This is a genomic window from Pyxidicoccus xibeiensis (assembly GCF_024198175.1).
Classification (GTDB): Bacteria; Myxococcota; Myxococcia; order Myxococcales; family Myxococcaceae; genus Myxococcus; species Myxococcus xibeiensis.
Genome location: NZ_JAJVKV010000009.1, coordinates 239,931 through 266,037, shown reverse-complemented (window position 1 = coordinate 266,037; position 26,107 = coordinate 239,931). Strand labels below are relative to the sequence as shown.

23 protein-coding genes are annotated in these 26,107 nt (G+C 71.2%); 12 read left to right on the top strand and 11 right to left on the bottom strand.

Annotated elements, in window-relative coordinates:
* Nucleotides 1–39 precede the first annotated feature (39 nt).
* Nucleotides 40–1,383 (top strand): phthiocerol/phthiodiolone dimycocerosyl transferase family protein, encoded by a 1,344-nt coding sequence (locus LXT23_RS33795; RefSeq protein ID WP_253984509.1) that lies wholly within the window; start codon nt 40–42, stop codon nt 1,381–1,383.
* A 4-nt stretch (nt 1,384–1,387) separates the two neighbouring features.
* Here the strand turns inward: LXT23_RS33795 and LXT23_RS33790 are convergent, their stop codons facing one another.
* Both LXT23_RS33790 and LXT23_RS33785 read right to left on the bottom strand, forming a co-directional pair.
* Nucleotides 1,388–2,752 (bottom strand): cytochrome P450, encoded by a 1,365-nt coding sequence (locus LXT23_RS33790; protein ID WP_253984508.1) that lies wholly within the window; start codon nt 2,750–2,752, stop codon nt 1,388–1,390.
* Complete coding sequence (locus LXT23_RS33785) at nt 2,749–4,005, bottom strand: glycosyltransferase (RefSeq protein WP_253984507.1); 1,257 nt, start codon at nt 4,003–4,005, stop codon at nt 2,749–2,751. The genes LXT23_RS33790 and LXT23_RS33785 overlap by 4 nt, the downstream gene beginning before the upstream one ends.
* Before the next feature lie 172 nt (nt 4,006–4,177).
* On the opposite strand from LXT23_RS33785, the gene LXT23_RS33780 reads away from it, so the two are divergent.
* Nucleotides 4,178–5,389 carry a threonine aldolase family protein gene (locus LXT23_RS33780; protein WP_253984506.1) on the top strand — a complete coding sequence of 404 codons (1,212 nt, stop codon included), beginning with the start codon at nt 4,178–4,180 and terminating at the stop codon, nt 5,387–5,389.
* A 3-nt stretch (nt 5,390–5,392) separates the two neighbouring features.
* Here the strand turns inward: LXT23_RS33780 and LXT23_RS33775 are convergent, their stop codons facing one another.
* Nucleotides 5,393–6,292: a LysR family transcriptional regulator gene (locus tag LXT23_RS33775; RefSeq protein ID WP_253984505.1), complete on the bottom strand. Its 900-nt coding sequence runs from the start codon at nt 6,290–6,292 to the stop codon at nt 5,393–5,395.
* Nucleotides 6,293–6,387: 95 nt separating this feature from the next.
* On the opposite strand from LXT23_RS33775, the gene LXT23_RS33770 reads away from it, so the two are divergent.
* The 3 genes from LXT23_RS33770 to LXT23_RS33760 all read left to right on the top strand — a co-directional run bounded on the left by LXT23_RS33770 (nt 6,388) and on the right by LXT23_RS33760 (nt 8,061).
* Complete coding sequence (locus tag LXT23_RS33770) at nt 6,388–6,840, top strand: DoxX family membrane protein (protein WP_253984504.1); 453 nt, start codon at nt 6,388–6,390, stop codon at nt 6,838–6,840.
* Between the two features lie 121 nt (nt 6,841–6,961).
* Nucleotides 6,962–7,156 carry a hypothetical protein gene (locus LXT23_RS33765; RefSeq protein WP_253984503.1) on the top strand — a complete coding sequence of 65 codons (195 nt, stop codon included), beginning with the start codon at nt 6,962–6,964 and terminating at the stop codon, nt 7,154–7,156.
* Between the two features lie 134 nt (nt 7,157–7,290).
* Entirely contained in the window at nt 7,291–8,061 is a 771-nt protein-coding gene (locus LXT23_RS33760; protein ID WP_253984502.1) for a CARDB domain-containing protein, read from the top strand.
* 13 nt (nt 8,062–8,074) lie between these two features.
* On the opposite strand, the gene LXT23_RS33755 is transcribed toward LXT23_RS33760, so the two are convergent.
* Nucleotides 8,075–9,295, bottom strand: coding sequence for a discoidin domain-containing protein (locus LXT23_RS33755; RefSeq protein WP_253984501.1), 1,221 nt, complete (start codon nt 9,293–9,295; stop codon nt 8,075–8,077).
* Between the two features lie 141 nt (nt 9,296–9,436).
* Here LXT23_RS33755 and LXT23_RS33750 point away from each other — a divergent pair, with 141 nt between their 5' ends.
* Nucleotides 9,437–11,728 carry an RCC1 domain-containing protein gene (locus LXT23_RS33750; protein ID WP_253984500.1) on the top strand — a complete coding sequence of 764 codons (2,292 nt, stop codon included), beginning with the start codon at nt 9,437–9,439 and terminating at the stop codon, nt 11,726–11,728.
* Nucleotides 11,729–11,790: 62 nt separating this feature from the next.
* On the opposite strand, the gene LXT23_RS33745 is transcribed toward LXT23_RS33750, so the two are convergent.
* Both LXT23_RS33745 and LXT23_RS33740 read right to left on the bottom strand, forming a co-directional pair.
* Complete coding sequence (locus tag LXT23_RS33745) at nt 11,791–13,608, bottom strand: GAF domain-containing sensor histidine kinase (protein WP_253984499.1); 1,818 nt, start codon at nt 13,606–13,608, stop codon at nt 11,791–11,793.
* Between the two features lie 148 nt (nt 13,609–13,756).
* Nucleotides 13,757–14,389: a DUF2267 domain-containing protein gene (locus tag LXT23_RS33740; protein ID WP_253984498.1), complete on the bottom strand. Its 633-nt coding sequence runs from the start codon at nt 14,387–14,389 to the stop codon at nt 13,757–13,759.
* Between the two features lie 243 nt (nt 14,390–14,632).
* On the opposite strand from LXT23_RS33740, the gene LXT23_RS33735 reads away from it, so the two are divergent.
* Together LXT23_RS33735 and LXT23_RS33730 are read left to right on the top strand one after the other, a co-directional pair.
* A complete protein-coding gene (locus LXT23_RS33735; protein WP_253984497.1) occupies nt 14,633–15,991 on the top strand; it encodes a hypothetical protein in 1,359 nt (452 codons plus the stop codon).
* 17 nt (nt 15,992–16,008) lie between these two features.
* Nucleotides 16,009–16,647 (top strand): YdeI/OmpD-associated family protein, encoded by a 639-nt coding sequence (locus LXT23_RS33730; RefSeq protein ID WP_253984496.1) that lies wholly within the window; start codon nt 16,009–16,011, stop codon nt 16,645–16,647.
* Between the two features lie 13 nt (nt 16,648–16,660).
* On the opposite strand, the gene LXT23_RS33725 is transcribed toward LXT23_RS33730, so the two are convergent.
* From LXT23_RS33725 to LXT23_RS33705, 5 genes are read right to left on the bottom strand one after another with little or no spacing between them, the layout of a single operon-like run.
* A complete protein-coding gene (locus LXT23_RS33725; RefSeq protein WP_253984495.1) occupies nt 16,661–17,797 on the bottom strand; it encodes an ABC transporter permease in 1,137 nt (378 codons plus the stop codon).
* Between the two features lie 16 nt (nt 17,798–17,813).
* Nucleotides 17,814–18,944, bottom strand: a complete 1,131-nt coding sequence (locus LXT23_RS33720) for an ABC transporter permease (RefSeq protein ID WP_253984494.1) — start codon at nt 18,942–18,944, stop codon at nt 17,814–17,816.
* A 6-nt stretch (nt 18,945–18,950) separates the two neighbouring features.
* Nucleotides 18,951–19,889, bottom strand: coding sequence for an ABC transporter ATP-binding protein (locus LXT23_RS33715; RefSeq protein ID WP_253984493.1), 939 nt, complete (start codon nt 19,887–19,889; stop codon nt 18,951–18,953).
* Nucleotides 19,886–20,659, bottom strand: a complete 774-nt coding sequence (locus LXT23_RS33710; protein ID WP_267146728.1) for an ABC transporter ATP-binding protein — start codon at nt 20,657–20,659, stop codon at nt 19,886–19,888. Before LXT23_RS33710 ends, LXT23_RS33715 begins: the two co-directional genes overlap by 4 nt.
* Nucleotides 20,656–21,720: an HlyD family secretion protein gene (locus tag LXT23_RS33705; RefSeq protein WP_267146727.1), complete on the bottom strand. Its 1,065-nt coding sequence runs from the start codon at nt 21,718–21,720 to the stop codon at nt 20,656–20,658. Before LXT23_RS33705 ends, LXT23_RS33710 begins: the two co-directional genes overlap by 4 nt.
* A gap of 452 nt (nt 21,721–22,172) precedes the next feature.
* On the opposite strand from LXT23_RS33705, the gene LXT23_RS33700 reads away from it, so the two are divergent.
* From LXT23_RS33700 to LXT23_RS33685, 4 genes are all read left to right on the top strand, one after another.
* Nucleotides 22,173–22,463 (top strand): hypothetical protein, encoded by a 291-nt coding sequence (locus tag LXT23_RS33700; protein ID WP_253984492.1) that lies wholly within the window; start codon nt 22,173–22,175, stop codon nt 22,461–22,463.
* A gap of 32 nt (nt 22,464–22,495) precedes the next feature.
* A complete protein-coding gene (locus tag LXT23_RS33695) occupies nt 22,496–23,836 on the top strand; it encodes a sensor histidine kinase (protein ID WP_253984491.1) in 1,341 nt (446 codons plus the stop codon).
* On the top strand, nt 23,829–25,271 hold the full coding sequence (locus LXT23_RS33690) for a sigma-54-dependent transcriptional regulator (protein ID WP_253984490.1): 1,443 nt from the start codon (nt 23,829–23,831) through the stop codon (nt 25,269–25,271). The genes LXT23_RS33695 and LXT23_RS33690 overlap by 8 nt, the downstream gene beginning before the upstream one ends.
* A gap of 131 nt (nt 25,272–25,402) precedes the next feature.
* Nucleotides 25,403–25,969: a response regulator gene (locus LXT23_RS33685; protein ID WP_253984489.1), complete on the top strand. Its 567-nt coding sequence runs from the start codon at nt 25,403–25,405 to the stop codon at nt 25,967–25,969.
* Nucleotides 25,970–26,107: the final 138 nt, after the last annotated feature.

Genomic DNA, 26,107 nt, shown 5'->3' with positions numbered 1-26,107 from the left:
GCGCGCCGCGGCACGCAGTCCAGGCGCGAAGGTGCTCCCATGAACGTCGCGACCGTACCCGCACCGAGCCCGAAGCCGTCCCCCGCCTGGCGGCGTCCGCTGGGACTGGCGGAGAGCCTCTTCTGGCAGCTCGACCGCATCATCTGCGGCAACTTCATCGCCTACGTGGAGCTCGACGGTGTCGTCACCCAGGAGGAGCTGGCCCGGGGGCTCGCCGCGCTCGTGCAGGCCCATCCGCTGCTCCGGGCTCGCATCGTCGAGGACGTGTCGCTCGGCCGTCCGTGCTTCCAGGAGGTGGAGGCCGTCCCACCGGAGCTGACGCAAGTCGCCCCGGAAGCCCTTCGCTCTCACTGGATGAGAGAGCTGGACAGGACCTTCGCCAGCGACAGCGAGCCCCTGTTCCGCGCGCACCTCGCCACCGACGGCGCACGGAGCTGGGTCGGGCTGACGTTCCATCACTCCATCGGTGATGGCCGCACGGGCGCGAAGCTGCTGAACGAGCTGGTCCCCTTCCTGGACCAGGGCCTCGCGCCAGCGCCCAGCGCACCGCCGCCGGCGCAGGAGTCGTTCTACCGGCCGGAGGCGTTCGGCGCGCCGGACAAGGCCCATCACTTCGCGACGGTGGTCGCGGACATCCGCGCCCGCGCGCAGACGCTGGCGCCGGGCAACCTGGTACCGGGGCTGTGCGAGCGGACGAGCCTGACTCGCGAGAACGGCCACCACGAGCTGGAGCTGTCCTCCGCGCAGACGAACGCGCTGCTCCAGACGTGCCGGAGGCACGGCGCGACGGTCCACGGCGCCCTGGGTGCGGCGTACCTGGGCGCACTGCACACGGAGTTCCTGACGCCGGGCCGCTCGGTGGTGATGTCCCTGGCCTCACCGGTGGACCTGCGGGCCAGCCGCCGCAGCCCCAGCAGCTCCGAGGATGTCGGCCTGCGGCTGTCGGGCGTGGTCAGCCGCATCCGCATGAGTGACAGCTCGGAGTTCTGGGAGCTTGCCCGCACCTTCACCCGGGACGTCCGGGAGCAGATCGACCTTGGCAATGCCCACCTGCTGCATGAGCTGGTCTACACGCAGACGCCTCCGGGCCTGACGCGCGAGCACGGCGCCGCGATTCTGGAGGGGATGCGGCGCTTCCCCTGGAACAGCGTCATCACCAACGTCGGCCGCCTGCCCGCGCTGGAGCCCGGACGGAGGCTGACGCTGCGGCACATGGGCTTCCTGGGAGCGCCCACGCCCAGCCAGGCGCTGGTGATGTCCATCGGCACCTACGGCGGGCTGCGCATCCACACCGTGTATGACCGGCAGAACCTCGGCCAGCCCCGGGCCGAGTCCCTGCTGGGCCGCTTCGAGGAGCGGCTGCGGGCGGCCATCGACACCTGAGGCGTCAGGCGGGGAGGGGGTCCAGGTACATGGGCACGCCGCCCCTGGGACGCAGCGCCACCAGGGGCTCCTCCACCGGCGTCCAGCCGGGCACCCGCCTGAGGCGGTACCGGCGGAGCACCTGCGCGAGGATGAGCACCATCTCCATCATCGCGAAGTGGGTGCCGATGCAGAGGCGCTGCCCGGCTCCGAAGGGCAGGTAGGCCATGCGCGGCCGTCCCGCCGCGCGCTCCGGCGAGAAGCGGTCCGGGTCGAACCGCTCCGGCTCCGGCCAGAGCTCCGGCTGGCGGTGGATGACCCACGGGGAGATGGCGACGACGAGGCGCGGGTCGGCCGGGATGCGGATGCCGTCCACCACGTCGTCCTCTCGCGCCTGCCGCACCAGCACCCAGGCCGGTGGGTGCAGGCGCATGCTCTCCTCCAGCACCTGGGAGAGGTAGCGCAGCCGGGGGACGTCCTCCGCCCCGGGCACCCGCTCGCCGAGCACCTGGGCCACCTCCGCCCGCGCGCGCTCCTCCACCTCGGGGTGCCGGGCGAGCAACGTCCAGGTCCACGACAGGGCGTTGGCGGTCGTCTCATAGCCAGCGATGAAGAGCGTCATCAGCTCGTCACGCAGCTGCGCGTCCGTCATGCTCTCGCCCGTGTCGGCGTCGCGGGCCTCCATCAGCATCGCGAGCAGGTCCTGTCCCGTCGTCTCGCCGCTCCGGCGCCTGGCGATGATGTCGAAGATGACGGAGTCGAGCGTCGCGCGCGCCCGCTTGAAGGCCAGGTTGCCGGGAGAGGGAATCGAGAGGGGCAACGGCAACAGCGAGAGGACCCGACCGTTTACCTCCTGCTGCGCCACCGTCAACGCCGGCAGGACGCGGTTCGCCTCGCCAATCACCTGGGTGGAGAACAGCGCCCGGCTGGCGATGGACACCGTGGCGCGTGCCATCTCCTCGGCCAGGTCCACGGGGGCGGAGGTGTCCGGTCGCGCCTGCCAGCGCTCCAGCATGCGCCGGCCTTCCTCCTCCATCACCTGCACCAGGGGCACCAGTCGCTCCCGGTGGAAGGCGGGCTGCGCCAGCCGGCGCTGCCGCTTCCAGAAGTCGCCATCACTGGTCAGCAGGCCGTTGCCGAGCATCGGGCTCAGCCGCTCCGCGCCCAGGCCCTTGGTGTAGCGGCCCACCTGCTCCACCAGGACGTGCCGCACATGCTCCGGGTCCACCAGCGACATCACCCGGTTGACGGGCCCCATGCGCCACTGCGCCACGGGGCCGTACTCGCGGTGCATCCGGAGCAGGAAGTGGAGCGACTCCTTCCGCCGCTCTCGCAGGCTGCCCCAGAACCAGTGGCCCTTCGGGCCCGGTGCCATTCGTGGGGCCGTCATCGCAGCGCGCCCTCGATGACGCGCACCGCCTGGCCCACACCGTCCTCGGCGCGGATGAGGCCGCCGAGCTGCTCGGCCCGGGTGCGCGGGCCCGGTTTGTCCGTGGCCGCCAGCGCCGCCGCCAGGTTCTGCGCCGTGAGCTGCTTGCGCGGAATGGGAGGCGGCGCCACGCCGAGCATCTCCATGCGCCAGCCCCAGAAAGGTTGGTCTCCCAGGAAGGGCACCGTCACCATGGGCACGCCCGCCCGGAGCGCCGCGCCCGTCGTGCCGGCGCCGCCGTGGTGCACGACGGCCGACATCCTCGGGAAGAGCCAGTCGTGCGGTGCCGAGTCCACGAAGTGCACGGTGTCGGGCAGCGCGCTCCGGTCGAGCCCGCCCCAGCCCGCCGCCAGCACCGCGCGCCGGCCCTTCAGCGCCTGGAGGACGAGCCGCGTCGTCTCCGCGGCATCGAAGCCCCCCATGCTGCCGAAGCCGACGTACACGGGCGGCGGCCCGGCGCCGAGGAAGTCTCGCAGCCCGGCCGGTGGATCCCACGCGCGGCCCTCGTCCAGGAACCAGAAGCTGGTGACCTTGATGACATCGGGCCAGTCCTCCGGCGGCGGCACCACCACGGGGGAGAAGCCGTAGATGACCGGCCAGCGCCGCTCCACCATGACCTGGCCCGGGTGCACGAGCGACCAGGGCCCCAGCCCCAGCACCTTGCGCCGGGCCTGGTTGACCATGCGGCGGAAGTTCAGCCAGACGAGCTGACGCATCGCGATGTGAAGCGAGCGGTTGACGATGCCAGGCAGGGGACGCCGGGGCGGTGGAATGAGCGGGGGAGGGAAGCGGACCGTCGGCGAGACGGGCTGCAGCCCCGCGCCGATGGCCGGGATGCCCAGCTTCTCCGCGATGGACAGGCCGATGAAGAAGCCCATCCCAATCGCGATGATGCCGTCGCTGCCCCGGGCAGCCTCGAGGAACTGCGCCGCCCACGATTCCGAGTGCTGGACGGCGAGGCGGGCCATCATCCGCGAGAGCTCCGCCGGGTTGCTGCCGCGCGTGAAGAGGGCCTTCAGCTCCTCGCTGGCGGTGCTCGAGCGGATGTCTCCCGACAGGGGCCGGAACTCGATGCCGCGCCCCACCGTGAGCGGCGCGAACTCCGGGTCGGCCACGAGGACCGGGGTGTGTCCCGCACGGGCCAGGCCCTCGGCGAGCGCCACCATGGGACGGACATCGCCTTGCGTACCGAACGTGATGATCGTGATGCGCATGCGCCTGAATATGACATCACATTCATGTTCGCGGCGGACGATGTGCTTTCCGCGCGGCGCTCACGGAGGTGGATGTGAGACAGGACCGGCGCGTGATGGGCAAAGACGCACGGTGTCACGCGCGGTAGGTTCTTCCGCCGGACCGCGACCTCACCCGGAAGGACACACCACCATGAATCCACGCCAGCTCAGCCGGGGAGAGTTCCTCGCCCTCACGGGATTGTTGTCAGGCTCCACGCTCCTGCGAGGCACGGCGGTGGCCGCCACCCCCGCGCCCCCTCCAGCCGCGGGCCAGCCCACCCGTGCGCAGTACGAGCAGCTGCGCCGCGAGTGCCGCGCCGCGCTGGCGCCGGGCTCCCCCGCCGACGCGGGCGGTGAGCTGGTCCGCATCGGCCAGTGGATGCAGCGCCAGGGAATGTCGGGGGACATCTACGGGAATGGCGACCTCGTCCAGTCCTTCGAGAAGCGCATCGCGGGCCTGCTCGGCTTCGAGGACGGCTGCTTCATGCCCACCGGCACCATGGGCCAGCTCATCGTCCTGCGGATGTACGCGGACGCGGGCGGACACCGCACGGTGGGGTTGCACCCCTCCTCGCACCACGTGCTGCACGAGAACGACGCGCACCGCATCCTCCACGGGCTGAGCGACGTCACCATCTCCCCGTGGACGCGGCCGGTGCTGGCCAGCGACGTGGCCGAGGCGCGCGAGCCCCTGGGCTCCGTCAGCGTGGAGCTGCCGGTGCGGTGGCTGGGGGGCCAGCTCCAGACGTGGGAACAGCTCGAAGACCTCAAGCGCACCTGCCGCGAGAAGGGCGTGAAGCTGCACATGGACGGAGCCCGACTGTGGGAGTGCCAGCCCTTCTACGGCCGCTCGTACGCGGACATCTGCAAGGGCTTCGACTCCGTCTACGTGTCCTTCTACAAGATGGTGGGCGCGCTCGGCGGGGCCATGGTGGTGGGCGGGAAGGACTTCATCCGCACCGCGCGCACCTGGCGGCACCGGCACGGTGGCAACGTGTTCCAGCTGTACCCATACGTGGCGTCCGCGGCCATGCGGCTGGACGAGGTGCTGGCCCGCATCCCGGAGTACGTGAAGCGGACGAAGGCCGTGACGGAGCTGCTCGCGGCGGACACCCGCCTCACCGTGCTGCCGCGCCCCGTGCAGACGAACATGTTCCACGTCTTCCTCCGGGGCGACCCGGGCGCGCTGAGCCAGAAGCGAGACCGCATCGCCCGCGAGGACAAGGTCTGGGTGGCCAACGGCTTCGGCCAGACGCGCGTGCCCGGCATCGTGCAGACGGAGCTCCAGCTCGACGAGGGCATCACCGGCATCAAGGACAAGGACGCGGCCCGCGCCTTCCTGCGGCTGCTCGAGGCGGCCTGAGCGTCACATCTCCCCGGCCCGCTGACACGACAGCAGCTGCTGCGCCAGGAAGTCGCGCAGCAGCGTCACGCGCTTGGGCAGGTGCCGGGACGGGTACACGAGGGACTGCACGGCCCCGATGGCGGAGACCTTCGGGAGGACGTTCACCAGCGACGCGGCGCAGGTGTACAGGCGCGAGAGATACTGCTCGGGCAGCAGGCCGATGCCATGGCCTCCGGCGATGGCATCGAAGATGAACTGGTGGCTGTCGCCGCTCAGCGCGCCCTTGACCTTGACCGTCTCCGGGCCTCGCGGGCCGGTGAGCTCCCATATCGCCTGACCGGCGCTTCCCCGGTACAGCACCGCGTCGTGGCGCGCCAGGTCGGAGACCGAGCGCGGGTGTCCGCGCTGCTCCAGGTAGGCGGTCGACGCGAACAGCCGGTTCACGCTCATGCCCAGCTTGCGGACGATGAGCGACGAGTCCTCGAGCGGACCGGAGACGATGGCCAGGTCGACCTCGCCCCCCAGCAGCTCCGCGCCTCGCGCCGTGGTGATGATGTCCACGTGAATCTTCGGGTGGCTGCGCACGAAGCCGCCGAGCACGGTGGCGAGCTTGCCCGTCAGCTCCGGCGGCGCCGCGAGGTGCACGACGCCGCTGGGGTCCTTCGCGGCCTCGCCCGCCAGCAGCGTCGCCTCGTCGAGCCCGGCGACGGCCTCGCGGGCCCGCTCGTAGTAGGCTCGCCCGGACTCGGTGAGGGAGACGCGCCGCGTGGTGCGCTCCAGCAGCACGATGCCGAGCTCCTCTTCGAGCTTCGCGACGCTGCGGCTCACGGAGGAGGTGGGGAGCTTGAGGCGCGTCGCCGCGGCCGTGAAGGTGCCGGCCTCGACGACGCGGATGAAGGTGGCGATGCGGTTCAGGTCCATTGCTCCAGGGACAATAATGCGTTGTCCGCGGACGCTCTAGTGCTGCCTGAGGCACGCCGTTAGGTTGGCCGTGTGACTTTCACCGGAGCGTTCACATGTCCTTCCTGACCAGGTTTGCCCCCCACGTCGCTCGAGTCGTGATGGGGCTGATCTTCTTCGTCTTCGGCCTCAACTACTTCTTCAACTTCCTGCCGCCCATGCCTCCCCCCGAAGGCCAGGCGGCCCAGACGTTCTTCATGGGGCTGATGGCGAGCGGCTTCGTGATGCCCATCATCAAGGTCATCGAGATCGCCGCCGGCATCGCGCTGCTGTCGAACCGGTTCGTCCCGCTGGCGCTCATCCTGCTGGCGCCCATCGTCGTGGTCATCGCCGGGTTCCACTTCGTGCTCGCTCCTGCGTACCCCATGCCGATTGCCCTCATCGCGATGGGGCTCTACCTCGCATGGACCCACCGCGCCGCATTCGCTCCGCTGTTCCGTGCGCACACGACGTCCCCGGCCGCGGCCACCCGGGAGTCCCTGCCCGCCCACGCCGCGCCCGCGCGCTGAGCGGTTCCGTACCCGGCCGGTTGGAGAGTAGCCGGCCGGGCTGCGCGGTCTCGCAGGCGCGCGGTGGACACTCCGGGCCGCGGCGGGTTGCGCGGCGTCCAAGCCGCGTTAACTCAAGTACATGACCGAAGTGCAGACCACTCAGCGTGACTTCATGATCCCCGAGGGGTGCCCCGTGTGTGCGGCGGACCTGCCGGTGCGCGTGTCCGCCGCCGGGCCGAACGGCGTCTGCAAGCACTGCGGCTGGATCGGCAAGCCCCGCCTCACCGTCACCCACCGTGGGTTCCGCGTCTCCTACGAGGGTGAGCGGGCCTGACCTTCACCTTCACGGAGGAGGGGTGAATACACACGCCGGCTCCGCGTCCAGACCGCTGTCAGGTCCGCGGGGCGGGAGGGGAGAAGGACACGGGGCGCGGCCGGGAGTTCCTCACCTCGGAAGGCAGTCCTCCCATGAAGCAGGGTCGGTGGTTGCTGGGTGCGCTCGCAGGCGCCCTCGTGGGTTGTGCTGAAGCGCCCCCTCCGGAAGCGCCCGGCGCTTCAGAGACTGAGGAGCTCATCCCGGGCCGGCCGGACTTCGAGTTCGCCACCGTGGAGGGCCCCGCCGAGCTGTCACCGAGGGCGAGAGGGCCGCTGCGGGCGCTGCTCTGCAACCGGGGCGACACCGCTGGCAGCGCCGAGGTGTCCTTCTATTTCTCCCACAGCGACAGCTTCGAGTCGTTCGACAAGCCGGTGGCCACGACCCTTCCGCTCTTCGTGCGGGCGGGTGGTTGCGAGGACGTGAGCATGCTGGTGGCCAGGCCGGAGGTCGCGGATGCGACCTACCACCTCATCGCGGTCGCGGATGAGGACGGGCGGGTCAGCGAGGGACGGGAGGGCAACAACGTCCGCGTCGGGAAGGACAGGTTCCGCGTGGACTTCCACGCGCCGCCCCGGCCGGTGCTGAAGTGGGTGTCCAGCGAGTACTCGCCGGAGGGGCCGCTCCTGGAGGTCACCTCCGAGGTCAACGACTCCGTCTACGTCTACGTCGGCGAGCGCTGCGAGGGCAGGCCGGTGGCGGAGTCGCGCGTCGGCTCGGAGTCGTACTGCTACATGCCGATTGATCTGTCGGGCATCCCTGCGAGCAGCTACTCGGTCCAGGTGGTGGACTTCGTCGACAACGCGTCGGAGTGCAGCACCATCGGGGCCCCGAGCGGCTACGGCGTGGCAGGCGCTCGGGGCTGAACACAAAAAGCGGCTAGCGATAGACCTCGAGCTCACGCCAGGCGACCCAGCCCGGGCTGGTGACGGTCTCGATGCGGATGTACCGCCCGGAGATGCCGCGGCCCAGCAGGTCGACCTCCAGCCACACGCTGTCGGAAGTCACGCCCTCCAGCGTCGACACGAGCGCCGTCGGGGCCGGGATGTTGCCGACATAGACCCGGTGCGTCGTCTGCCCGGCGGGAGATTGCGAGGTGAGCAGGCGGAGCTTCTTCACGACGGTGGGGCTGCCGAGGTCCAGCTCGAGCCACCGTGACGCTCCCGCTCCCGCGTTCCACTGGGTGCCCGTGTTGCCGTCGATGGCGCTCGAGGGCGGCGTGCCGGCGTAGCTGCTCTGCGCGGACGCCGCGAAGGGCTGCACCTTCACCAGCTCATGGACGACCAGGTCGTCCATTCGGCCCTCGAAGTACTTCCCGAGCTGCTTCGCGGCCCAGTAGAAGCCGATATGCGGGTCGGACTTGAGGCTGGCGTTGAGGAAGTCTCCCGGCTCACCGTAGCGAGGCACGCCGCCGACGTTCGGCATCCGCATCTCCACCCCGTTCACGAAGTAGCGCCAGCCACCGCCCTCGGGCCCGAGGTAGTCCAGCCGCAGGTCGTACAGGACGCCTCCGGGGACCTTCATGACGTTGCCGTTGGCGTCGCGGAAGAGCTGGTAGTCGCAGGGGGCCCAGCGCCCCACCGCGTAGAGCTGACGGCCCAGGGCATCGAGCTCTCCCGTGGAGTCGAAGGCAATCTCCCGGTAGTCGGTCTCGGAGGCAATCAGCGTCACGCCCATGAAGCACCCCTGCTCCGTGTCCTGGCAGTGGTCGGGCGCCATCTTCACCGTCGCCGTGAGATAGCGGCTCTTGTCGAACGTGCGCCGGCTGATGAAGGCATGGCCATCATCCGAGGGGCCGCGCCGCGCATGGGTGTAGAGCACGCCGTTGCCCACCGCCCACGCCTGCGTTGCCCCGGTCCCCCGCCACGTCAGCGGGTAGACGCTGCTGGAGAAGAAGTTCCAGGTGTCCGAGCCGGGCACGGACATCGAGACGTCTTCCGGGTCGGGGCCATTGGGGTTGGCGCCGCAGCTGATCATCCCGCTGAACTCCACGCCGTTCTGGATCGTCATCGTGTTGAAGTCCTCGCGGAACTCCTGGGCCCGGCTCGCTCCGCCGGACAGGACTGCGACGATGGCCAGACCTCTCTTCACGCGATTCATGGCTTCCCCTGGGCGCCGTGCGCCGTGATGTAAGTCGGTTGCACCTGAAGTATGCCTGCAAGACTCATTGAAAACCGTTCTCACGGACGGTGAAGGGCATATAGGGTGCGCCGCGATTTCTTCGAGGCATGGGAGTGTGCAATGCGGAAGCAGTCGTCGAAGGCGACGTGGATTGTGTGTGCGGTGCTCTGGGGCCTGGGGGTGACGGGTTGTGGGGGAAGTGGCCCTGAAGGAGCCATGCTCGAGAGCGGGCTCCCGGCACGCACGGGGGAAGCGGCGCGCGCCGAGGCGAACGGCGAAGGGGCCCTGTCCGCCGCGCTCGTCACCAGCAGCACCGTGACGAAGGCCATCTCCGCCGGTAGCTCCCACTCGCTGGCCCTGCGCACGGACGGCTCGGTGTGGGCGTGGGGTCATAACTCGAGTGGGCAGCTCGGAAACGGGACGCAGACCCTCAGCAACGTCCCGGTCCGCGTGACGGGCCTTCCCGCCATCCAGGCGATCGCCGCGGGAGAGAACCACTCACTCGCGCTCGGGGTGGATGGCACAATCTGGGCCTGGGGCCAGAACAACGCGGGCCAGCTGGGTGATGGAACAAAGACCCACCGTCTGAGCCCCGTGTCCGTGTCCGTTCCGGGAGGCGCCGTGGCCATTGCTGGAGGCCTGGCCCACTCGCTGGCCATTGCCGCGGATGGCAGCGTCTACTCGTGGGGACAGAACGCCTATGGCCAGCTCGGCGATGGAACGACGAGCTCCCGGCTGACGCCGGTCCGCCTCAGCCTCCCGGTCAGCATCGCCGCCGTTTCGGCGGGGTGGTATCACTCGATGGCGCTGGGGGCGGATGGCCGCGTGTGGACGTGGGGCTACAACAACAATGGACAGATCGGCAATGGGAGCGCGTCGTCGAGCATCCACCAGCTCTCGCCGTACCTGGTGAGCCTGGCGCACGGCGCCACCGCCATTGCCGCCGGAGGCAACCACTCCCTGGCGTTGCTCTCCAACAAGAGCGTGGTGGCGTGGGGCCACAACGCCAATGGCCAGCTTGGCAACGGGACGACCACCTCGGCGCACGCGCCCGTGGCGGTGGGCCTGACGGGGGAGGTGAGCGCCATCGCGGTGGGCGGCAACTTCTCGCTGGCCATCGACTCCACCGGGGCGGCCTGGAGCTGGGGACAGAACAACGTAGGCCAGCTCGGCGACGGGTCGACGACCCAGCGCACCCTCCCTGTGTGGGTGCTCGGCGTGAGTGATGCGCAGGCGCTCTCCGGAGGACTCTTCCATGCCCTGGCGCTGCGCCCCGGCTGCCCCTTCTGGGCCTGGGGTCAGAACTCCTCGGGGCAGCTGGGCGACGGCACGCTGACCCACCGGCTCACGAAGACGCAGACGCAGTTGCTCAACATCTACTTCTACGACCTCGAGGGCGACGGCTATGGCGCCGACCTGCTTCCCGCCGAGGAGGCTTGCGAGGCTCCATCCCCCGAGTACGTGGAGAATGGCCTGGACTGCGATGACTTCGACCCCTCGGTCAACCCCGGTGCCACGGAGGTCTGCGATGGCCTGGACAACGACTGCAATGGCCAGACGGATGACGGCTCGGCCTCGTCCAACTGGTACCGTGACGCGGATGGGGATGGGCACGGCGATGCAGCGGTGAGCACCCAGGCCTGCGGGCAGCCGTCAGGCTACGTGTCCAACTCCAACGACTGCAACGACACCAACGCCAGCGTGAAGCCCGGTGCCACCGAGGTGTGCAACAACGTGGATGACAACTGCAACGGCTCCGTCGACGAGGGAGTGCCCCTCAGCACCTGGTACCGGGATGCAGATGGGGACGGGCGCGGTGATGCCGCGGTCAGCACCCTGGCGTGTTCAGCACCGGCCGGCTACGTGTCCAGCTCTGACGACTGCAACGATGCCAACCCCACGCTGCCTCGGGCCTTCTCCCAGGACAATGACAGGGATGGCTACGGGGATAGGTTCACCATCAGCCCCGCTCCCTTCGGATGCACGCCGCCGCCGGGGTACTCCTACACGTCCGACGACTGCAACGACAGCAACGCCAGCGTGAGGCCTGGAGCCGCCGAGCTGTGCGACACGGTGGACAACAACTGCGATGGCGCCGTCGACAATGGAGTGGGCTGCTCGTGCTCGGCGTGGCTCTCCAGCGACACCGTCCCCAGTGGTGGCACGGCGACCTTCGGGTTCGTGACGACAGGTCCCTTCCCCGCGGGCTCGCGGGCCTACCTGTATGGAACGAGGAATGGCGTGGTGGACGCGAACGGCTCGGATTCCTACGACCAGCTCACGTTCTCCTACCAGGTCGGCAACTACCCCGGCCTCGAAGGCTACTATCAGCGGTACATCATCATCCGGGGGCCTGACTACGCCGCTCTCTGCGAGACCAACGTCGTCTCCGGGTGGTTCCTCGCTCCGTAGTCCTTCAATGGGCGCTGCGCCGTGCAGTCCGGTCATGCACGGCGCTTCGCGCAACCCTGTCATCAATGCAGGACGGGTCCTGCCTCTGGCGCGTCGGGCCTGGACAGCTCCACGGTGAACGTGGAGCCCATCCCCGGCTGGCTGTACACGGAGATGGTGCCGCCCATGCCGCCGAGGATCTCCCGGACGATCCACAGCCCCAGACCCAGGCCGCCGTAGTGCTTCTCGGACACGGCGCGCTCGAATCGCTCGAAGATGCGCGCCTGGTCCTGCTCCGCGATGCCGATGCCCTCGTCCCGGACGATGAGCTTCGCGGTGTGCTCGTCCTGGGTCACCAACAGGGTGATGGGCCGGCCCTGCCCGTACTTGATGGCGTTGGACAGGAGGTTGGTGACGACCTGCTCCAGCCTCAGCCGGTCCCACTGGCCGCGGACGCTGCCCTCGCAGCGCATCACCAGGGTGCTGCCGCTGCGTGTCAGCTCCTCACGGAAGCGCACCGCCACGTCGCGCACCACCTCCGACAGGTCCAGGTCCTCCGGGTGGAAGGCCAGGCGTCCCTCTCGCACGCGGGCGATGTCCAGCAGCTCGTCCACCAGGTGCCCCAGCCGCTCCACCTGCCGGGCAATGACCTCCACCTTGGACTTGAGCTGCGGGTTGACGCACTCGGGGTTGCCGAGCGTGCTGCGGTGCAGGCTCTGGGACTGGAGGCGCAGCGTCGTCAATGGCGTGCGCAGCTCGTGCGAGGCGACGGAGAGGAACCGGTCCCTGGCGCGGATGGCCTCCACCAGGTCCTGGTGCATCCGGGCGTTGTCGATGGCCAGCGAGAGCCGCCGGGCCACGTCCCGCGCGAGCTCCACCTCGGTGTCCCCGAAGCGGCGCGGCGACACCGTGGTGAAGCCGATGGCTCCCAGCACCTTGCCCCGGCCCAGCAGCGGCAGCCGGATGGAGGACCCCGTCGGGTCATTGAGGCGGAGATGTCCCGTCACCGCCGCGCCCTCCGGTCCGGAGCCGAGGATGCCGGAGGGCTCGGACTGGCTCCACAGGCGCTGCTCCTCGTGCGCGTCCAGGTGGGCCACCGCCTCGCGCTGCAGCCTTCCGTCCGCCTGGAGCAGGTCGAGGCAGCACCCGTCCGCGACCAGTGGCACCGAGAGGCGCACGGCCAGGGTGATGGCCCGGGAGATGTCGGTCTGCTCGGCGAGCGCACCGCTGAGCTCCGCCAGGAGGGCGAAGCGCTGGCGCGCGGCCTCCGCCTCGGCCCGCGCGGCTGCCAGCGCCCGGGCCTGGACTTCCAGGTCGCGATTGGCGCGCAGCTCGATCTCCGTCATCACCGAGGCCGCCAGGTCCTCCAGGATGGCCAGGTCGTCTTCCGCCCACTTCCGAGGCTGCCGGTCGATGGCGCACAGGGTGCCCAGCAGATCTCCAGTGGCCGTCTTCAGCGGGAAGCCGGCGTAGGCCACCACGCCGAGTTGGTCCACCGCGAGGTTCGTCTTCAGTACCGGGTGCTGGCGCGCATCCTCGATGATGAGCGGCTTCCCGGTGGCCACCACATGGACGCAGAAGGAGTACGTGAGGGGCGTCTGCCGGGCGTCACCCCAGGGAGTGGGCAGGCCCACGCAGCTCTTGAAGAACTGCCTGTCCCGGTCCACCAGCGTCACCAGGGCCACCGGGACGTGGAGACAGCGCGTCGTGAGCCGGGTCAGCCGGTCGAACGACTCCTCGGCCGGCGTGTCGAGCAGGGCCGTGCGCCGCAGGGCGTCCATCCGGCGCCTGCCGCTGATGGTCTGCTGGAGCTCGACGAGCGAAGAGCACAGCCGACCGTCCGGCTGACCGGGCGATTCGTCATGGCCGCCGTTCACGTACGAGCCGGTTTCTGACGACACTCCGACCAAGTCCCTTCTCCCCGGGGGCGTGAAGGTATTGCCCCCGTCCTCTTTCATGTTGGGCACAGTGAGGCCGGAATGCCTGGGCCCCGGGGGCATGCTGCCGGCCCGGCGGAGCAAGCAGGGCCAGCGTGGGACGTGGGGGCGGCTAGCCGTCGTCTTCGCCCTGCGTGAGCCGGGCGCCGGGATGTGCGGTTGCCAGCGTCTCGCGCTCCCGCTCCTGCGTGAGCCCCGAGGCGCTGGACAGCCGGGTGTCCGCGTGCGGTTCGTCGGACCGCGCCACCGAGTGCGTATGTGCCCGCTCGGCCCGGGCTCGTGACACCGGGTGCTGACTTCCCGGCTGGCCCTCGGCGAGTGTGTGGTGGTGGACCGGATCCAGGTGGACGTACTCGAACCGCTCCCGGTGCGCACGGGGCATGAAGAGGGCGGCGAGCGGCTCGGGCAGGGCTTCCCGGAGCTGGTGCAGGGCGCCGTCGGACAGGGCCTCTGCCAGCACCTGGCAGACGATGCCGGTGTGCTCCACCGCGAAGCCCGGCCGGACGTGCTCTCGGCGCGCCACCCGGGCGTAAAGCTCCGCGAGGTCGAAGTCCTGGCCGTGCGTCCCGTCCCTGAGCAGGGCCCCCAACGGAGTGGGCAGGTCCTCGGCAAGGGCCTGGAGCTCCCGTCTGCCGAGCCGCTCGCCGACCACCTCCAGCACGGCCCGGACCGTCCGTGCCGCGTCCTCGGCGTCCGCCAGTCCCGCGCGCTCGGCGACCCGGGACAGGAATTCAGCGTGCGTCATCCACCACCTCCTACGGCGTAGGACCCTCTCAAGGGTGTGCACGGTGACGGACTCGCGCGGCTGCGGAGGCCGGGCGCCTCGCGCCACCGTCGCGGAGCGGGCCGCCTCCCGACGGTCCTCCTGCTTCGGGAAGGCACGCCGCCCCCGTGAGTCTCCTGGCCCGGCGAGGAGCGGGGAGGGGCCTCGTGGTAGCGTCCCGGCCAGATGCTTCATCACGTTCCTGTCTCCCGTGCGCCCTCCGGGATGTCCCCTGTGTCGCGGAGACCTCGCACCCGCGTCGCCGCGCTCTCCCTCGTGCTCCTCTCCGTGCTGGCGGGCTGCCGCAAGTCGGACGCCGAACGGGCCGCCGAGGAGCGCGCGGAGATGGACAAGAAGCTTCGCGACTCCTACGCGCTGGTGCCCTACCGCGCCCTCAAGCTGACGGTCCGCGCCCAGGGCCAGCCGAACGCGCCCGAGGAGATCGCCACCCTGTGGAAGGCCGTGGCCGAGACGCAGGCCCTGCCGGAGAAGGCCGTCACCGACGAGGAGGCACGGCGGATGGCCAGGACGTACCTGGACCTGGGCGTCGCCTTCTACAAGGCGAAGAAGACGCTGGAGAAGCGCGACGAGGACGAGTTCCCACTGCTGTGGGAGCACTGGATGCCTGGCACGGCGTCACCCCTCCCGGGGTACGACGCCGGGCAGGAGCACGCCTTCCTCTCGCTCGTCTGGCTCGTCCTGGACAACGCGGACCGGGGCAACCGGGTGCCGGCCACCGACCTGGTGTTCTACGAGCTGTCGCGCGCCACGCCCACGCCCTCGTGGCCACCCACACTGCGCGTGGGCATGCGCGCCAGCCGGGGCCTGGGGTTCTGCGAGGCGAAGTACCACTACGCCGCCGAGGAGGAGCTGAACGCGTTCCTCGCCGAGGCGGAGACCCTGCCGCTGGAGGACTTCCCCGGGTACAAGGGCACCACGCCCGCACAGTCCCGCGAGACGCTGCTCGCGGGCGGCTACTTCCTGCGCGCTTGGAACCGCATGGCGCTCAAGCGCCAGCGGCCCGCGGAGGACGACATCGAGCGCGGCCTCCAGTCGCTGGAGAAGCTGGGCATCGAGAACGAGCTGACGTGGTGGGGCTGGGCCTTCATCCACTTCCGCCGCGAGCGCTACGAGGAGTCCGCGAAGTACCTCGACAAGCTGGCCGCCAGCCCGTACCTCGACGCGAAGGAGCAGCAGGAGGTGAGGGCCAGCGCCGAGGAGATGCGCAAGCACGGTGACGAGCTGCCCATCTTCCTGCAGGCCCGCGCCGCCGTCATCCTGGGGCAGGCGCTCATCGCCCGGGCCGGCGGGCCGGAGAAGCTCCTCGCCACCGTGCTGGGCCCGGAGCGGGCGAAGCAGGTCTACGCGCCCATCGCCTGGATGGACCGGGTGCGGCAGGGCGTGGGTGGCCTCTCCGCGGACACCGTGGCGCGCGGGGCAGGGGACACGCTGGAGGTGGCGAAGCAGGCGGGCGGGAAGGGCCTCGAGGCCGCGAAGGAAGTGGGCGGGAAGGGGTTCGAGGCGCTGAAGCAGAAGCTGGGCGGGGGTTCGGGAACCACGACGGCCGAGCCCGCGCCGCAGTAGGCTCCGGGTCCATCGATATGAGCCCTGCGAAGAAGACCGTGGTGAAGAAGGCCCCCGCGAAGAACGCCGTGGCGAAGGCGCCCGCCGTCGAGCTCCCCATCCTGCCGTTCGAGAGTCCCAAGGCCTGGGAGACCTGGCTCGCCAAGCACCACGCGTCGTCTCGAGGGGTGTGGCTGAAGCTGGGCAAGAAGGGGACGGGCATCGCGTCGGTCACCTACCCTGAGGCGCTCGACGTGGCGCTGGCGTGGGGGTGGATCGACGGGCAGAAGGGCAGCTTCGACGACGCGTGGTGGCTCCAGAAGTTCACGCCGCGCGGCGCCCGGAGCGTCTGGTCCAAGATCAACCGCGACAAGGTGGCGGCGCTCATCGCCGCGGGGAAGATGCAGCCGCCGGGGCTCGCGGTGGTGGAGAGCGCGAAGCAGGACGGGCGCTGGGATGCGGCCTACGACTCGCCGAGCAAGGTGGTCGTCCCCGACGACCTCAAGGCGGCCCTGGATGCCAACCCGCGCGCGGCCGCGTACTTCGCCACGCTGAACTCGGCCAACCGCTACGCCATCCTGTGGCGGGTCCACACCGCGAAGAAGGCGGAGACGCGGGCCCGGCGCATCGCCCAGTTCGTGGAGATGCTCGCCCGCCACGAGAGCCTCCACGCCTGAGGCACGACGGCGCTCAGGCCGTGGTCTTCCGGAAGCGGTGCGCGGCCACCGACATCACCATGAACCCGAAGAGCGCGAGCAGCGCCAACTGGGGCCACAAGTCCATCAGGCCCGCGCTCTTGAGCAGCACGCCGCGCAGCACCTCCACGTAGTAGCGGACCGGGTTGAGCCAGGTGACCCAGGCCAGCCAGTCCGGCATGGCCCGCACCGGCGTCATCACGCCCGACAGCAGCACCGCCGGCAGCAGGAAGAGGAAGCCTCCGACGAAGGCCTGCTGCTGGGTGCGGCTCATGGTGGCGATGAGCAGCCCCACGCCCAGCGTGGACAGCACGTAGAGCAGGGTGGCCAGCGCCACCAGCGCCAGGCTCCCGCGCAGCGGCACGCCGAACACCCACGCGCCCACGCTCAGCGCCAGCCCCACGTCCACCAGCCCCACCAGCACGAAGGGCGTCACCTTGCCCGCCATCAGCACCCCGGGCCGCAGCGGCGTCACCTGGAGCTGCTCCAGCGTGCCGCTCTCCCGCTCGCGGGCCAGGCCCATGGCCATGATGATGGTGGTGACGATGAGCAGCAGCATCGCCGCGATGCCCGGCACCACGTACACCGACGTGGACAGCTCCGGGTTGTAGAGGACGCGAGGCACCAGCTCCACCGGCGGGCGGGGCGGCGTCTCGCCCCGGGCGCCGGCCTGGGCCTGGAGGGACTGCAGGGCCCGCTGCGCCGCGTGCCGCGCCACCGCGTCCGCCGCCACGCCCGAGCGCACCGGGTCGGAGCCATCCACCAGCGCCTGCACCCGCGCGCCGCTGCCCCGCAGCACGTCCTCCTCGAAGTCCGGGGGGAAGACCAGCGCGACGGAGGCCTGGCCCTGTTCCACCAGCGCCTCCGCGGCGCGCTCGTCGCGCAGCTCCGCCTTCAGGTCCAGCGTGTCGCCGGCCAGCAGCGTGCGCGCATGCTCTCGGCTCTCCACCGAGTTGTCCCGGTCCACCACCGCCGTGGGCACGTGGCGCACGTCGAAGTTCACCGCGAAGCCCAGCACGAAGAGCTGGATGAGCGGCACCAGGGTGAGCAGCGCCATCACGCGCTTGTCGCGCGCCGTCTGGCGCACCTCCTTCACCACCACCGCGCGGTACTGCACCATCAGCGGATGCATGCTCCCGGCCCTCCCTTCAGTCCAGCCGCCGCTGGAAGCGGCGCGTGGCCACCGTCAGCATCAAGGCCGCGAACAGCGTCAGCGCCACCAGCTGCGGCCACAGCACGTCCAGGCCGTTGCCCCGCAGCAGCACCCCGCGCAGCGTGGCCACGAAGTAGCGCGCGGGAATCAGCGTGCTGATGACCCGCAGCGGCAGGGGCAGGTTCTCCAACGGGAAGATGAAGCCCGACAGCAGCATGGACGGCAGCACGGACGTCATCGTCGCCACCTGCGTGGCCACCACCTGGTTGCGCGTCACCACGGAGATGAGCAGCCCCTGGCCCAGCATGCCCACCAGGAACAGCAGCGCTCCCAGCCCCAGCGCCACCAGGCTGCCCCGCACCGGCACGGCGAAGACCCACGCGCCCACCGTCAGCACCAGGAGCACCTGGAGCAGGCCGATGCCCAGGTACGGCAGCAGCTTGCCGACGACAATCTCCAGCCGTCCTACCGGCGTGGCGAAGAGCTGCTCCATGGAGCCGCGCTCCCACTCGCGCGCGACAGTCAGGGCGGTGATGAGCACCGCGACGATGGCCAGCAGGTACGCCGCCAGCCCCGGCACCAGGAACAGCGCCGAGCGCCCCTCCGGGTTGAACAGCGTGCGCAGGCTCACCTCCAGCGGCGGCGCCCGCACCTCACCGCCCGCGAGCTTCCGTCCCGCCGCGTCCACCAGCGCCTGGGCCTTGGCCAGCGCCTGCGTGGCCGTATTCCCATCCGAGCCGTCCACCAGCAGCTGCACCCGGGCTCCGCCGCGCGCCACGTCCTCGGCGAAGCCCCGGGGCACCACCAGCACGGCGATGGCGCGTCCCCGGCGCAGCTCCCGCTGGGCCTCCTCCGGGGAGGTGCCCTCCCACTCCTGGATGAACTCCTCGGAGGCCGTCACGTGGCGCACCAGCTCCCGCGACTGCTCCGTCCGGTCCTGGTCCACCACGGCCAGGCCCAGGTGGTCCACGTCGAAGCTGATGCCGAAGCCGAACAGCACCAGCAGCAGCACCGGCATGGCCAGCGCCAGGTAGAGCGTCCGGATGTCCCGGCGGATGTGCAGCACCTCCTTGCCCGCCATGGCGAGGATGCGTCCCAGCGTGCGACCCGCGTGTGAAGAAGCCATGGCGCGTCAGTCCTCCCCTCGCTGCGCCCCGGCGGTGAGCGCCAGGAAGACGTCGTCCAGCGTGGGCGCGGACTCCTCCGTCTCCAGTGGGTCCACGCCGCGCGCCTTCAGCCAGCGGGCCAGCACGTCCACGGGCAGCCGCTCCGGGTCCACCCGCACCGTGGCGCCCGAGCCGAACCGGCTCACGTCCAGCACCCCCGGCTCGCCGCGCAGCGCGTCCAGCGCCGGTGCCAGGTGGGGGCCGCGCACCTCCAGCACCCGGCCGGGCGCGTGCGTGCGCTTCAGCCCGTCGGGGGTGTCCAGCGCCACCAGCCGCCCGTCCACCATGATGCCGATGCGCGCGCAGTACTCCGCCTCGTCCATGTAGTGCGTGGTGACGAAGACGGTGGTGCCTCCCGCCGCCAGCTCGCGGATGAGCGCCCAGAAGGAGCGGCGCTGCACCGGGTCCACGCCCGCGGTGGGCTCGTCCAGGAAGACGATGCGCGGCCGGTGCAGCACCGCGCTGGCCAGCGCCACGCGCTGCTGCATGCCTCCGGGCAGCGCGCCCGTCACCTCGTCCTGGATGGAGGTGAGCTGCATGCGCTCCAGCATCTCGCCGATGCGGCGCTCCAGCTCCAGGCCATGCGCGCCGTACGCCGAGGCGAAGAACTCCAGGTTCGCCCGGACGGTCAGGTCCAGGTACAGGGAGAATTTCTGGGACATGTAGCCGATGCCGGCCTTCACGCGCTCCGGCTCGGAGCCCACGTCATGGCCCGCCACCCGTGCGTGGCCTCCCGTGGGCTTCAGCAGCCCGCACAGCATGCGGATGGTGGTGGACTTGCCGGCGCCATTCGCGCCCAGGTAGCCGAAGATCTCCCCGGCCCCCACGGTGAAGCTCACGTCGTTCACCGCGGTGAAGGCGCCGAAGCGCCGCGTCAGGTGCTCCACCTCGATGGCGGTGCTCATGCGGCCCTCCCGCCGGTGCGCTTCTCCACGAGGGCCAGGAACACCGCCTCGAAGTTGGAGGCCGCCGCGCCGTGCTCGCGGGCCAGGGCGCGCGGGTCGCCCTCCGCGATGAGCTCGCCCGCGTAGAGCAGCCCCACGCGGTGGCAGCGCGCGGCCTCGTCCATGTACGGGGTGGAAACCACCAGCGTCATGCCGTCATGGACCAGCGTGTACAGCAGCTCCCACAGCTCGCGGCGGCTCACCGGGTCCACGCCGTTGGTGGGCTCGTCCAGCAGCAGCACGCGCGGCCGGTGCAGCAGCGCGCACGCCAGCGCCAGCTTCTTGTACATGCCGCCGGAGAGCGCATCCGCCCGCCGCTCCGTGAAGCGCCCCAGCCGGGTGATGTCCAGCAGCCGCTCCCGCCGCTGCGTGAAGTCCTCGCGCGACAGGCCGAACAGGCGCGAGAAGAAGTGGAGGTTCTCATCCACGCTCAGGTCGCCGTAGAGCGTGTTCCGCTGGGGCACCAGGCCCAGGCCCTCGCGCACCGTGGAGCGCGGGTTGGCCGGATTCTCCCCCAGCATCCGCACCTGGCCTCCGTCCGGGCGCAGCAGTCCCGCCATGAGGCGGATGGCCGTCGTCTTGCCCGCGCCGTCCGGGCCCACCAGGCCGTACACCTCGCCCCGGCCCACCGCCAGCGACACGCCCTTCAGGGCCCGCGTGGCGCCGAAGCTCCGGCGCACGTCCTCCAGCGCCACGTCCGCTCCGGTGTCCTCCGGGGGCGCCGCGCTCATGGCCGCTGCTCCGCCACCGCCGCCCCCTCCGGGGCGCCCAGGGAGATGTCCACCGGCATGCCCGGCAGCAGCAGCCCGTCCGGCGCTTCGATGTGCACCTCAATGGGGTAGACGAGCCTGTCCCTGTCGCTGCGCGTCTGCACGTTGCGGGGCGTGAAGGCGGCCTCGCGGGCGACGGTGACGACTCGGGCGGCGAAGGTGCGGTCGGGGTACGCGTCCGCGCGCACCGTGGCCGGCTGCCCGGGGTGCGCGGCGGCCAGCTCCGCATTGGGCAGGTAGAAGGTCGCCTTGGGCCGGCGCGTGTCCACCAGCCGCGCCACCACCGCGCCCGGCAGGGCCAGCTCGCCCGGCTCCAGCGCCAGCGTCTCCACCGAGCCGGCCATGGGGGCGCGCAGCTCGCACTCCGCCACGGACACGCGGGCGCGGCGCAGCATGGCCTCGGCCGCCTCGATGGCGCGCACGGCGGCCTCCGCCTGCTGCTCGCTGGAGCGCACCTGCTCGGTGGCGGCGCGGGCCTGCCGCGTGGCGGCGGTGCTGGCATGGCGGGCGGCCTCGAGCTGCTGCTCCAGCGACGCGGCCTGCGCCTGCGCCTGGTCCAGCGCCGCCTCCGTGGTCGCTCCGCCCATCTGCCGCAGGCGCTCCGCCTGGCGCTTCGCGAGGCCCTGCTGATCCGCCAGCGAGGCAATCTGCGCCTGGCTGCCCGCGGCCTGCGACGTCACGGCCTCGCTGCTGCGCCCCGCCGCCAGGGCCGCGGCCTTCGCGGCGTCCGCCTGGGCTCGGGCCATGGCCAGCCGCGCCTCCGTCTCCGCGAGGTTCGCCTCCGGCTCCGTGCAGTCCAGGGTGACGAGCAGCGCGCCCTTGTCCACCCGGGCGCCTTCCTCCACGTGCCGCGCCATCACCCGCGCATTGAGCCGGGCGCGCACGTCCACCACCGTGCCCTCCACCACGCCCGAGCCGCCCGGCGGCCCCTCCGCCGCCCGGCGGTCCTTCAGGATGCGGAACCCGAGCAGGGCGCCGAGCACTCCCACCAGGACCCCGAACAGCACGACCGCACGTCGCATGGACTTTCCCCTTTTGCCGCGGCAGGTCCCGCGGAGACATGGAGCGCCATGGCAAGGTCCATGCCGTTCACCTCCCAGGCGGCACCCCGCGTCCGGGTGCCGGAAGCCCGTGCGATACCCCCGCCGGAAATCCGGCACCCCCTGCCGGAAGGCCGGCGGAGCCCCGGCTGCTCCCCGCTGGCGGCCGTCGCACCCGCCAGGCCGCCACCCCTCCCCTGGGAAGCTGCGCACGCCGCGGCCATGAGGCCTTCTTCAGAGGGGAGCAGGGCTTTCGTCACGGCTTCTTCATCCTTCTTCACGGGCTCGTCCGAGGGAGGGCGTGGCACCTTGCGCACGGCTTCATCCCTGAAGGAGGGAGAGGCCCGGCGGCGGTCCGCGCCGATGGCATCACCATTGCTCAGCGAGTCGTGCGTCACATCCCGTGCGCACCCGAGGAAGGGGAAGAAGCCCCCATGCTGCTCGACATGTACCTGTTCTTCTGTCTGCCGTTCCCGAGCGCCCCGCGCGCCGCATCCAAGGCGGCGCCACGCTCGCGAAGCGGCTCTGCGCGCAGGGGCAGCAAGTCGGCGGGCACCCGCGCCGCACCCCGGCGGGCCACCAAGGTCGTGCCGCGGGAGCCTGGCCGCAAGGCCGGTGGGGCTCGCGGCGCGGGCGGGCAGGGTGCCAGGGGTGAGGAAACCAAGAAGCGCGTGCGCCGGCCCGCGCTTCGGGTCATCGAGGGCGGCCGGGCCGGCATACCATGAGCCCGGAGGCGTGAGCGGAAGGGGACGTGCGGATGGACTCGCGGACGCAGCGCAGCTTCAAGGACATCCAGGCCAAGCACCTGGGGCGCATCTTCGGCATCATCGTGCGGGTGCGCGCGTTCGCGGGGCCGAAGCTGCTGCTGGTGCTGACGGGAACGGCGCTGTTGGACCCGGCGCCCTGGCGGCTGGCCTGGATGGGGACGGTGACGGTGTGCGCCCTCACGTTCTTCTACTACGAGCTGCGCCGCTACAACCGCGAGGGGCTGACGAAGCGCACCGTGCCCTTCAACATCTTCGTAGGCGTGCTGTTCCAGCAGTGCCTGGTGGTGGGGACGGGAGGGCTCGCCAGTCCGCTGCTGCCGGTGGTCCTCCCGCTCGCATACATGGGCGCCACCGTCCTTCCCTGGAAGCACCAGCTGTGGGTGATGGCCACGGAGCTCCTGGCGCTCACGGTCATGGCCATGCTCCAGCTCCTGGGCTGGTTGCCGCACCTGCCCCTGCCCTTCATGGGGACTCCGGCCCAGGGGCTGCTCATCGCGGTGGCGGTGACGATGGCGCTGCTCATCATCCTGTCCAACGTGATGGGCATCGGCATACGCAACACCTTCGACGACATGCTGCGGGAGGCGCTCGCGCAGCGGGACGAGCTGCTGGCCACGCACCGCACCTACTCGCGCGTGCTGGAGTCCATGTCCGCGGAGATTGCCCACGAGCTGAAGAACCCGCTGGCCACCGTGAAGGGGCTCACCCAGCTCATGGTGCGGGAGGCCGGCCGCGCGCAGCCCACCGAGCGGCTGGAGGTGCTGTCCAGCGAGGTGGTGCGCATGCAGGGCATCCTGGAGGAGTTCCTCAACTTCTCCCGGCCGCTCGTCCCCCTGTCGGTCAGCGAGGTGGACCTGACGGCGCTGTGCGACGAGGCGCTCGTGCTGCACGAGGGGCTGGCCCATGAGCGCGGCGTCCGGCTCGCGCGGGAGGCAGAGAGCTCCATCCACGCGAGGTGTGACCCGCGCAAGGTGAAGCAGGTGCTGATGAACCTGCTCCACAACGCCATCGAGGCCAGCCCTCGCGGTGGCCTGGTGACACTGGCGCTGGAGTCCACCTCCACGGGGGAGGTCCGGGTGTTCGTCCGCGACGAGGGCTCCGGGCTGCCGCCGGAGGTGGCCGGGCGCGTCTTCGAGGCGGGCGTCACCACCAAGGCGAAGGGCTCCGGGCTGGGGCTGACGGTGGCGCGCGCGCTGGCGCGCCAGCACGGGGGCGAGCTGACGCTGGCGAACGCACCTTCCCGCGGCTGCGTGGCGGAGCTGCTGCTGCCGCGCGAGCTGCCCGCGGACACGCTGGGCCCCGTGCACGGGCGCGAGGTGGCCCATGGCTAGGGCAGGGGACGCGGAGGCACCGCAGCCCGGCAACGTGCTGGTGGTGGACGACGACGCGGGCGTGCGCTTCACGCTGCGCGAGACGCTGCGCAGCCTGCCGGGCGTGACGGTGGACGTGGCGGAGGACGGCGAGGTCGCGCTGCAGAAGCTGGCCACGAAGCCCTACGAGCTGGTCATCACCGACCTGCGCATGCCGCGCCTGGACGGGCTGGAGCTGGTGAAGCGGGTGCAGGGCCAGCCCGGGGCCCCGCGCATCATCGTCGTCACCGCGCACGGCTCCGAGCGCTTCGCGGTGGAGGCGATGAAGGCGGGGGCGTACGACTACTTCCGCAAGCCATTCGACGTGGACGAGCTGCTGGCCGTCGTCTCCCGCGCGCTGGAGGCGGTGCGGCTGCGCGATGAGAACGAGCGGCTGGCCGGCGAGCTCAACCTGTCCCGCTCGCTCGTCTTTGCCTCGGAGCCCATGCGCCGGCTGGCGCAGCTCGTCCAGCGCGCGGGCTCGCGGGACGTGACGGTGCTCATCACCGGGGAGAGCGGCACCGGCAAGGAGCGGGTGGCGGAGGCGCTGGTCCGCGCGTCGCCCCGCGCCGCCGGGCCCTACCTGCGCTTCAACTGCGCGGCGCTCACCGAGGAGCTGGCGGAGGCGGAGCTGTTCGGCCACTCGAAGGGGGCCTTCACCGGCGCGCACCGCGTGCGCCAGGGCCTGTTCCGCGAGGCGGACGGCGGCACGCTGCTGCTGGACGAGGTGGGCGAGCTGGCCCCGCCGCTCCAGGCCAAGCTGCTGCGCGTGCTGCAGGAGGGCGAGGTGCGGCCGGTGGGCGAGGACCGGCCCGTGAAGGTGGACGTGCGCATCCTCGCCGCCACGCACCGGGACTTGCGCCGCCGGGCCGCGGAGGGGACGTTCCGCGAGGACCTCTACTACCGCCTCAACGTGGTGCAGCTGCGAGTGCCGCCGCTGCGCGAGCGTCCCGAGGACATCCCGGTGCTGGCGCGCATGTTCCTGGACCGCTTCAGCGACCGCTTCCACACGGGGCCGCTCAAGGTGCCTCCGGGCTTCTTCGAGAAGCTCCGCGCGCTGCCCTGGCCCGGCAACGTGCGCGAGCTGGAGAACACCCTGGAGAGCCTGGTGGCCCTCTCCAGCGAAGGCGAGCTGGACCTGGGGCTGCTGCCGGCACCGGACCCGGAGGGCGGCGCTCCAACGGCCGTCGTCTCCCCGGCGGGGGCGGCGGGCGGCGAGGCTCCGGAAGGCGCGGGCCTCAAGGAGCGCGTGGAGGCGTACGAGCGTGGCCTCATCCTGGACGCCCTGCGCATCGCCGGGGGCAACCGCAGCGAGGCCTCGCGCCGGCTGGGCATCGGCCGCGCCACGCTGCACGACAAGCTGCGCAAGTACGGCCTGGACGGAGGCCCGGAGGAAGGCGGGGAGGGGCGGGGCTGAGACGGCTGGTGCGAGCACCGGACGCTGGCATCGGGGCTCGGAATGACGGAGTGTTTCCTTCCCGTCAGAGCACCCGGAAAGCCCGCGGATGATCCGCGGGATGTGGCCCGGGAGCAGCCATCCTTGCCCCAGTGTCCGAGCCCCGCACCCCAGCTTCCTCCGCGACCCCCAGTGCCGCCTCCGCTCCGGGGGAGGCGAGCCTCCTGCTGGTCGACGACCTTCCGTCGAACCTCTTCGCGCTGGAGTGCATCCTCGCGCCCATGGGGCACCGGCTGGTGCGCGCCTCGTCCGGGCAGGAGGCCCTCCGCAAGGTCCTCACCGACGACTTCGCCGCCATCCTCCTGGACCTGCGCCTGGGGGACATGAGCGGCCTCGACGTCCTCGCGCTGCTGCGTGAGCGGGAGCGCACCCGGCGCACCCCGGTGCTCCTGCTCACGGCCTCGGATGGCGATGACCCGGAGATGCTCAAGGCGTATGCCCGGGGCTCGGTGGACTACCAGCGCAAGCCCCTGGTGTCGGAGCTGCTCCGGGCCCGGGTGTCCCTGTACGTGGAGCTGTTCTTCGCCCGCGATGCCGTGCGGCGACAGGAGCTCCGCGTGCGGGAGCTGTCCACCCAGCTCCAGGTGGCCCAGCGCGAGCTGGAGGCGCTCCGCGAGCCCGTGACGCAGCCCCCTCCGGAAGCGCCAGAGCGGCAATAGGGCGCTTCACGCGGCGCGGCGTAGCGGCCGTTGCGCGGATTCAGGGAACAAAGGTGCGCGGCCCGCGTTGGGGGCGCCGCGGCGCAATGCCTTCCAGCACCGCCCGTCTTCTCCCAGAATGTCGCCCTCTCCTCCAGG

Bases quoted from the DNA above. Each gene is read 5' to 3' on its own strand.
- LXT23_RS33795 (WP_253984509.1), top strand. From the start codon at position 40: ATGAACGTCGCGACCGTACCCGCACCGAGCCCGAAGCCGTCCCCCGCC.
- LXT23_RS33790 (WP_253984508.1), bottom strand. From the start codon at position 2,752: ATGACGGCCCCACGAATGGCACCGGGCCCGAAGGGCCACTGGTTCTGG.
- LXT23_RS33785 (WP_253984507.1), bottom strand. From the start codon at position 4,005: ATGCGCATCACGATCATCACGTTCGGTACGCAAGGCGATGTCCGTCCC.
- LXT23_RS33780 (WP_253984506.1), top strand. From the start codon at position 4,178: ATGAATCCACGCCAGCTCAGCCGGGGAGAGTTCCTCGCCCTCACGGGA.
- LXT23_RS33775 (WP_253984505.1), bottom strand. From the start codon at position 6,292: ATGGACCTGAACCGCATCGCCACCTTCATCCGCGTCGTCGAGGCCGGC.
- LXT23_RS33770 (WP_253984504.1), top strand. From the start codon at position 6,388: ATGTCCTTCCTGACCAGGTTTGCCCCCCACGTCGCTCGAGTCGTGATG.
- LXT23_RS33765 (WP_253984503.1), top strand. From the start codon at position 6,962: ATGACCGAAGTGCAGACCACTCAGCGTGACTTCATGATCCCCGAGGGG.
- LXT23_RS33760 (WP_253984502.1), top strand. From the start codon at position 7,291: ATGAAGCAGGGTCGGTGGTTGCTGGGTGCGCTCGCAGGCGCCCTCGTG.
- LXT23_RS33755 (WP_253984501.1), bottom strand. From the start codon at position 9,295: ATGAATCGCGTGAAGAGAGGTCTGGCCATCGTCGCAGTCCTGTCCGGC.
- LXT23_RS33750 (WP_253984500.1), top strand. From the start codon at position 9,437: ATGCGGAAGCAGTCGTCGAAGGCGACGTGGATTGTGTGTGCGGTGCTC.
- LXT23_RS33740 (WP_253984498.1), bottom strand. From the start codon at position 14,389: ATGACGCACGCTGAATTCCTGTCCCGGGTCGCCGAGCGCGCGGGACTG.
- LXT23_RS33735 (WP_253984497.1), top strand. From the start codon at position 14,633: ATGTCCCCTGTGTCGCGGAGACCTCGCACCCGCGTCGCCGCGCTCTCC.
- LXT23_RS33730 (WP_253984496.1), top strand. From the start codon at position 16,009: ATGAGCCCTGCGAAGAAGACCGTGGTGAAGAAGGCCCCCGCGAAGAAC.
- LXT23_RS33725 (WP_253984495.1), bottom strand. From the start codon at position 17,797: ATGCATCCGCTGATGGTGCAGTACCGCGCGGTGGTGGTGAAGGAGGTG.
- LXT23_RS33720 (WP_253984494.1), bottom strand. From the start codon at position 18,944: ATGGCTTCTTCACACGCGGGTCGCACGCTGGGACGCATCCTCGCCATG.
- LXT23_RS33715 (WP_253984493.1), bottom strand. From the start codon at position 19,889: ATGAGCACCGCCATCGAGGTGGAGCACCTGACGCGGCGCTTCGGCGCC.
- LXT23_RS33710 (WP_267146728.1), bottom strand. From the start codon at position 20,659: ATGAGCGCGGCGCCCCCGGAGGACACCGGAGCGGACGTGGCGCTGGAG.
- LXT23_RS33705 (WP_267146727.1), bottom strand. From the start codon at position 21,720: ATGCGACGTGCGGTCGTGCTGTTCGGGGTCCTGGTGGGAGTGCTCGGC.
- LXT23_RS33700 (WP_253984492.1), top strand. From the start codon at position 22,173: ATGCTGCTCGACATGTACCTGTTCTTCTGTCTGCCGTTCCCGAGCGCC.
- LXT23_RS33695 (WP_253984491.1), top strand. From the start codon at position 22,496: ATGGACTCGCGGACGCAGCGCAGCTTCAAGGACATCCAGGCCAAGCAC.
- LXT23_RS33690 (WP_253984490.1), top strand. From the start codon at position 23,829: ATGGCTAGGGCAGGGGACGCGGAGGCACCGCAGCCCGGCAACGTGCTG.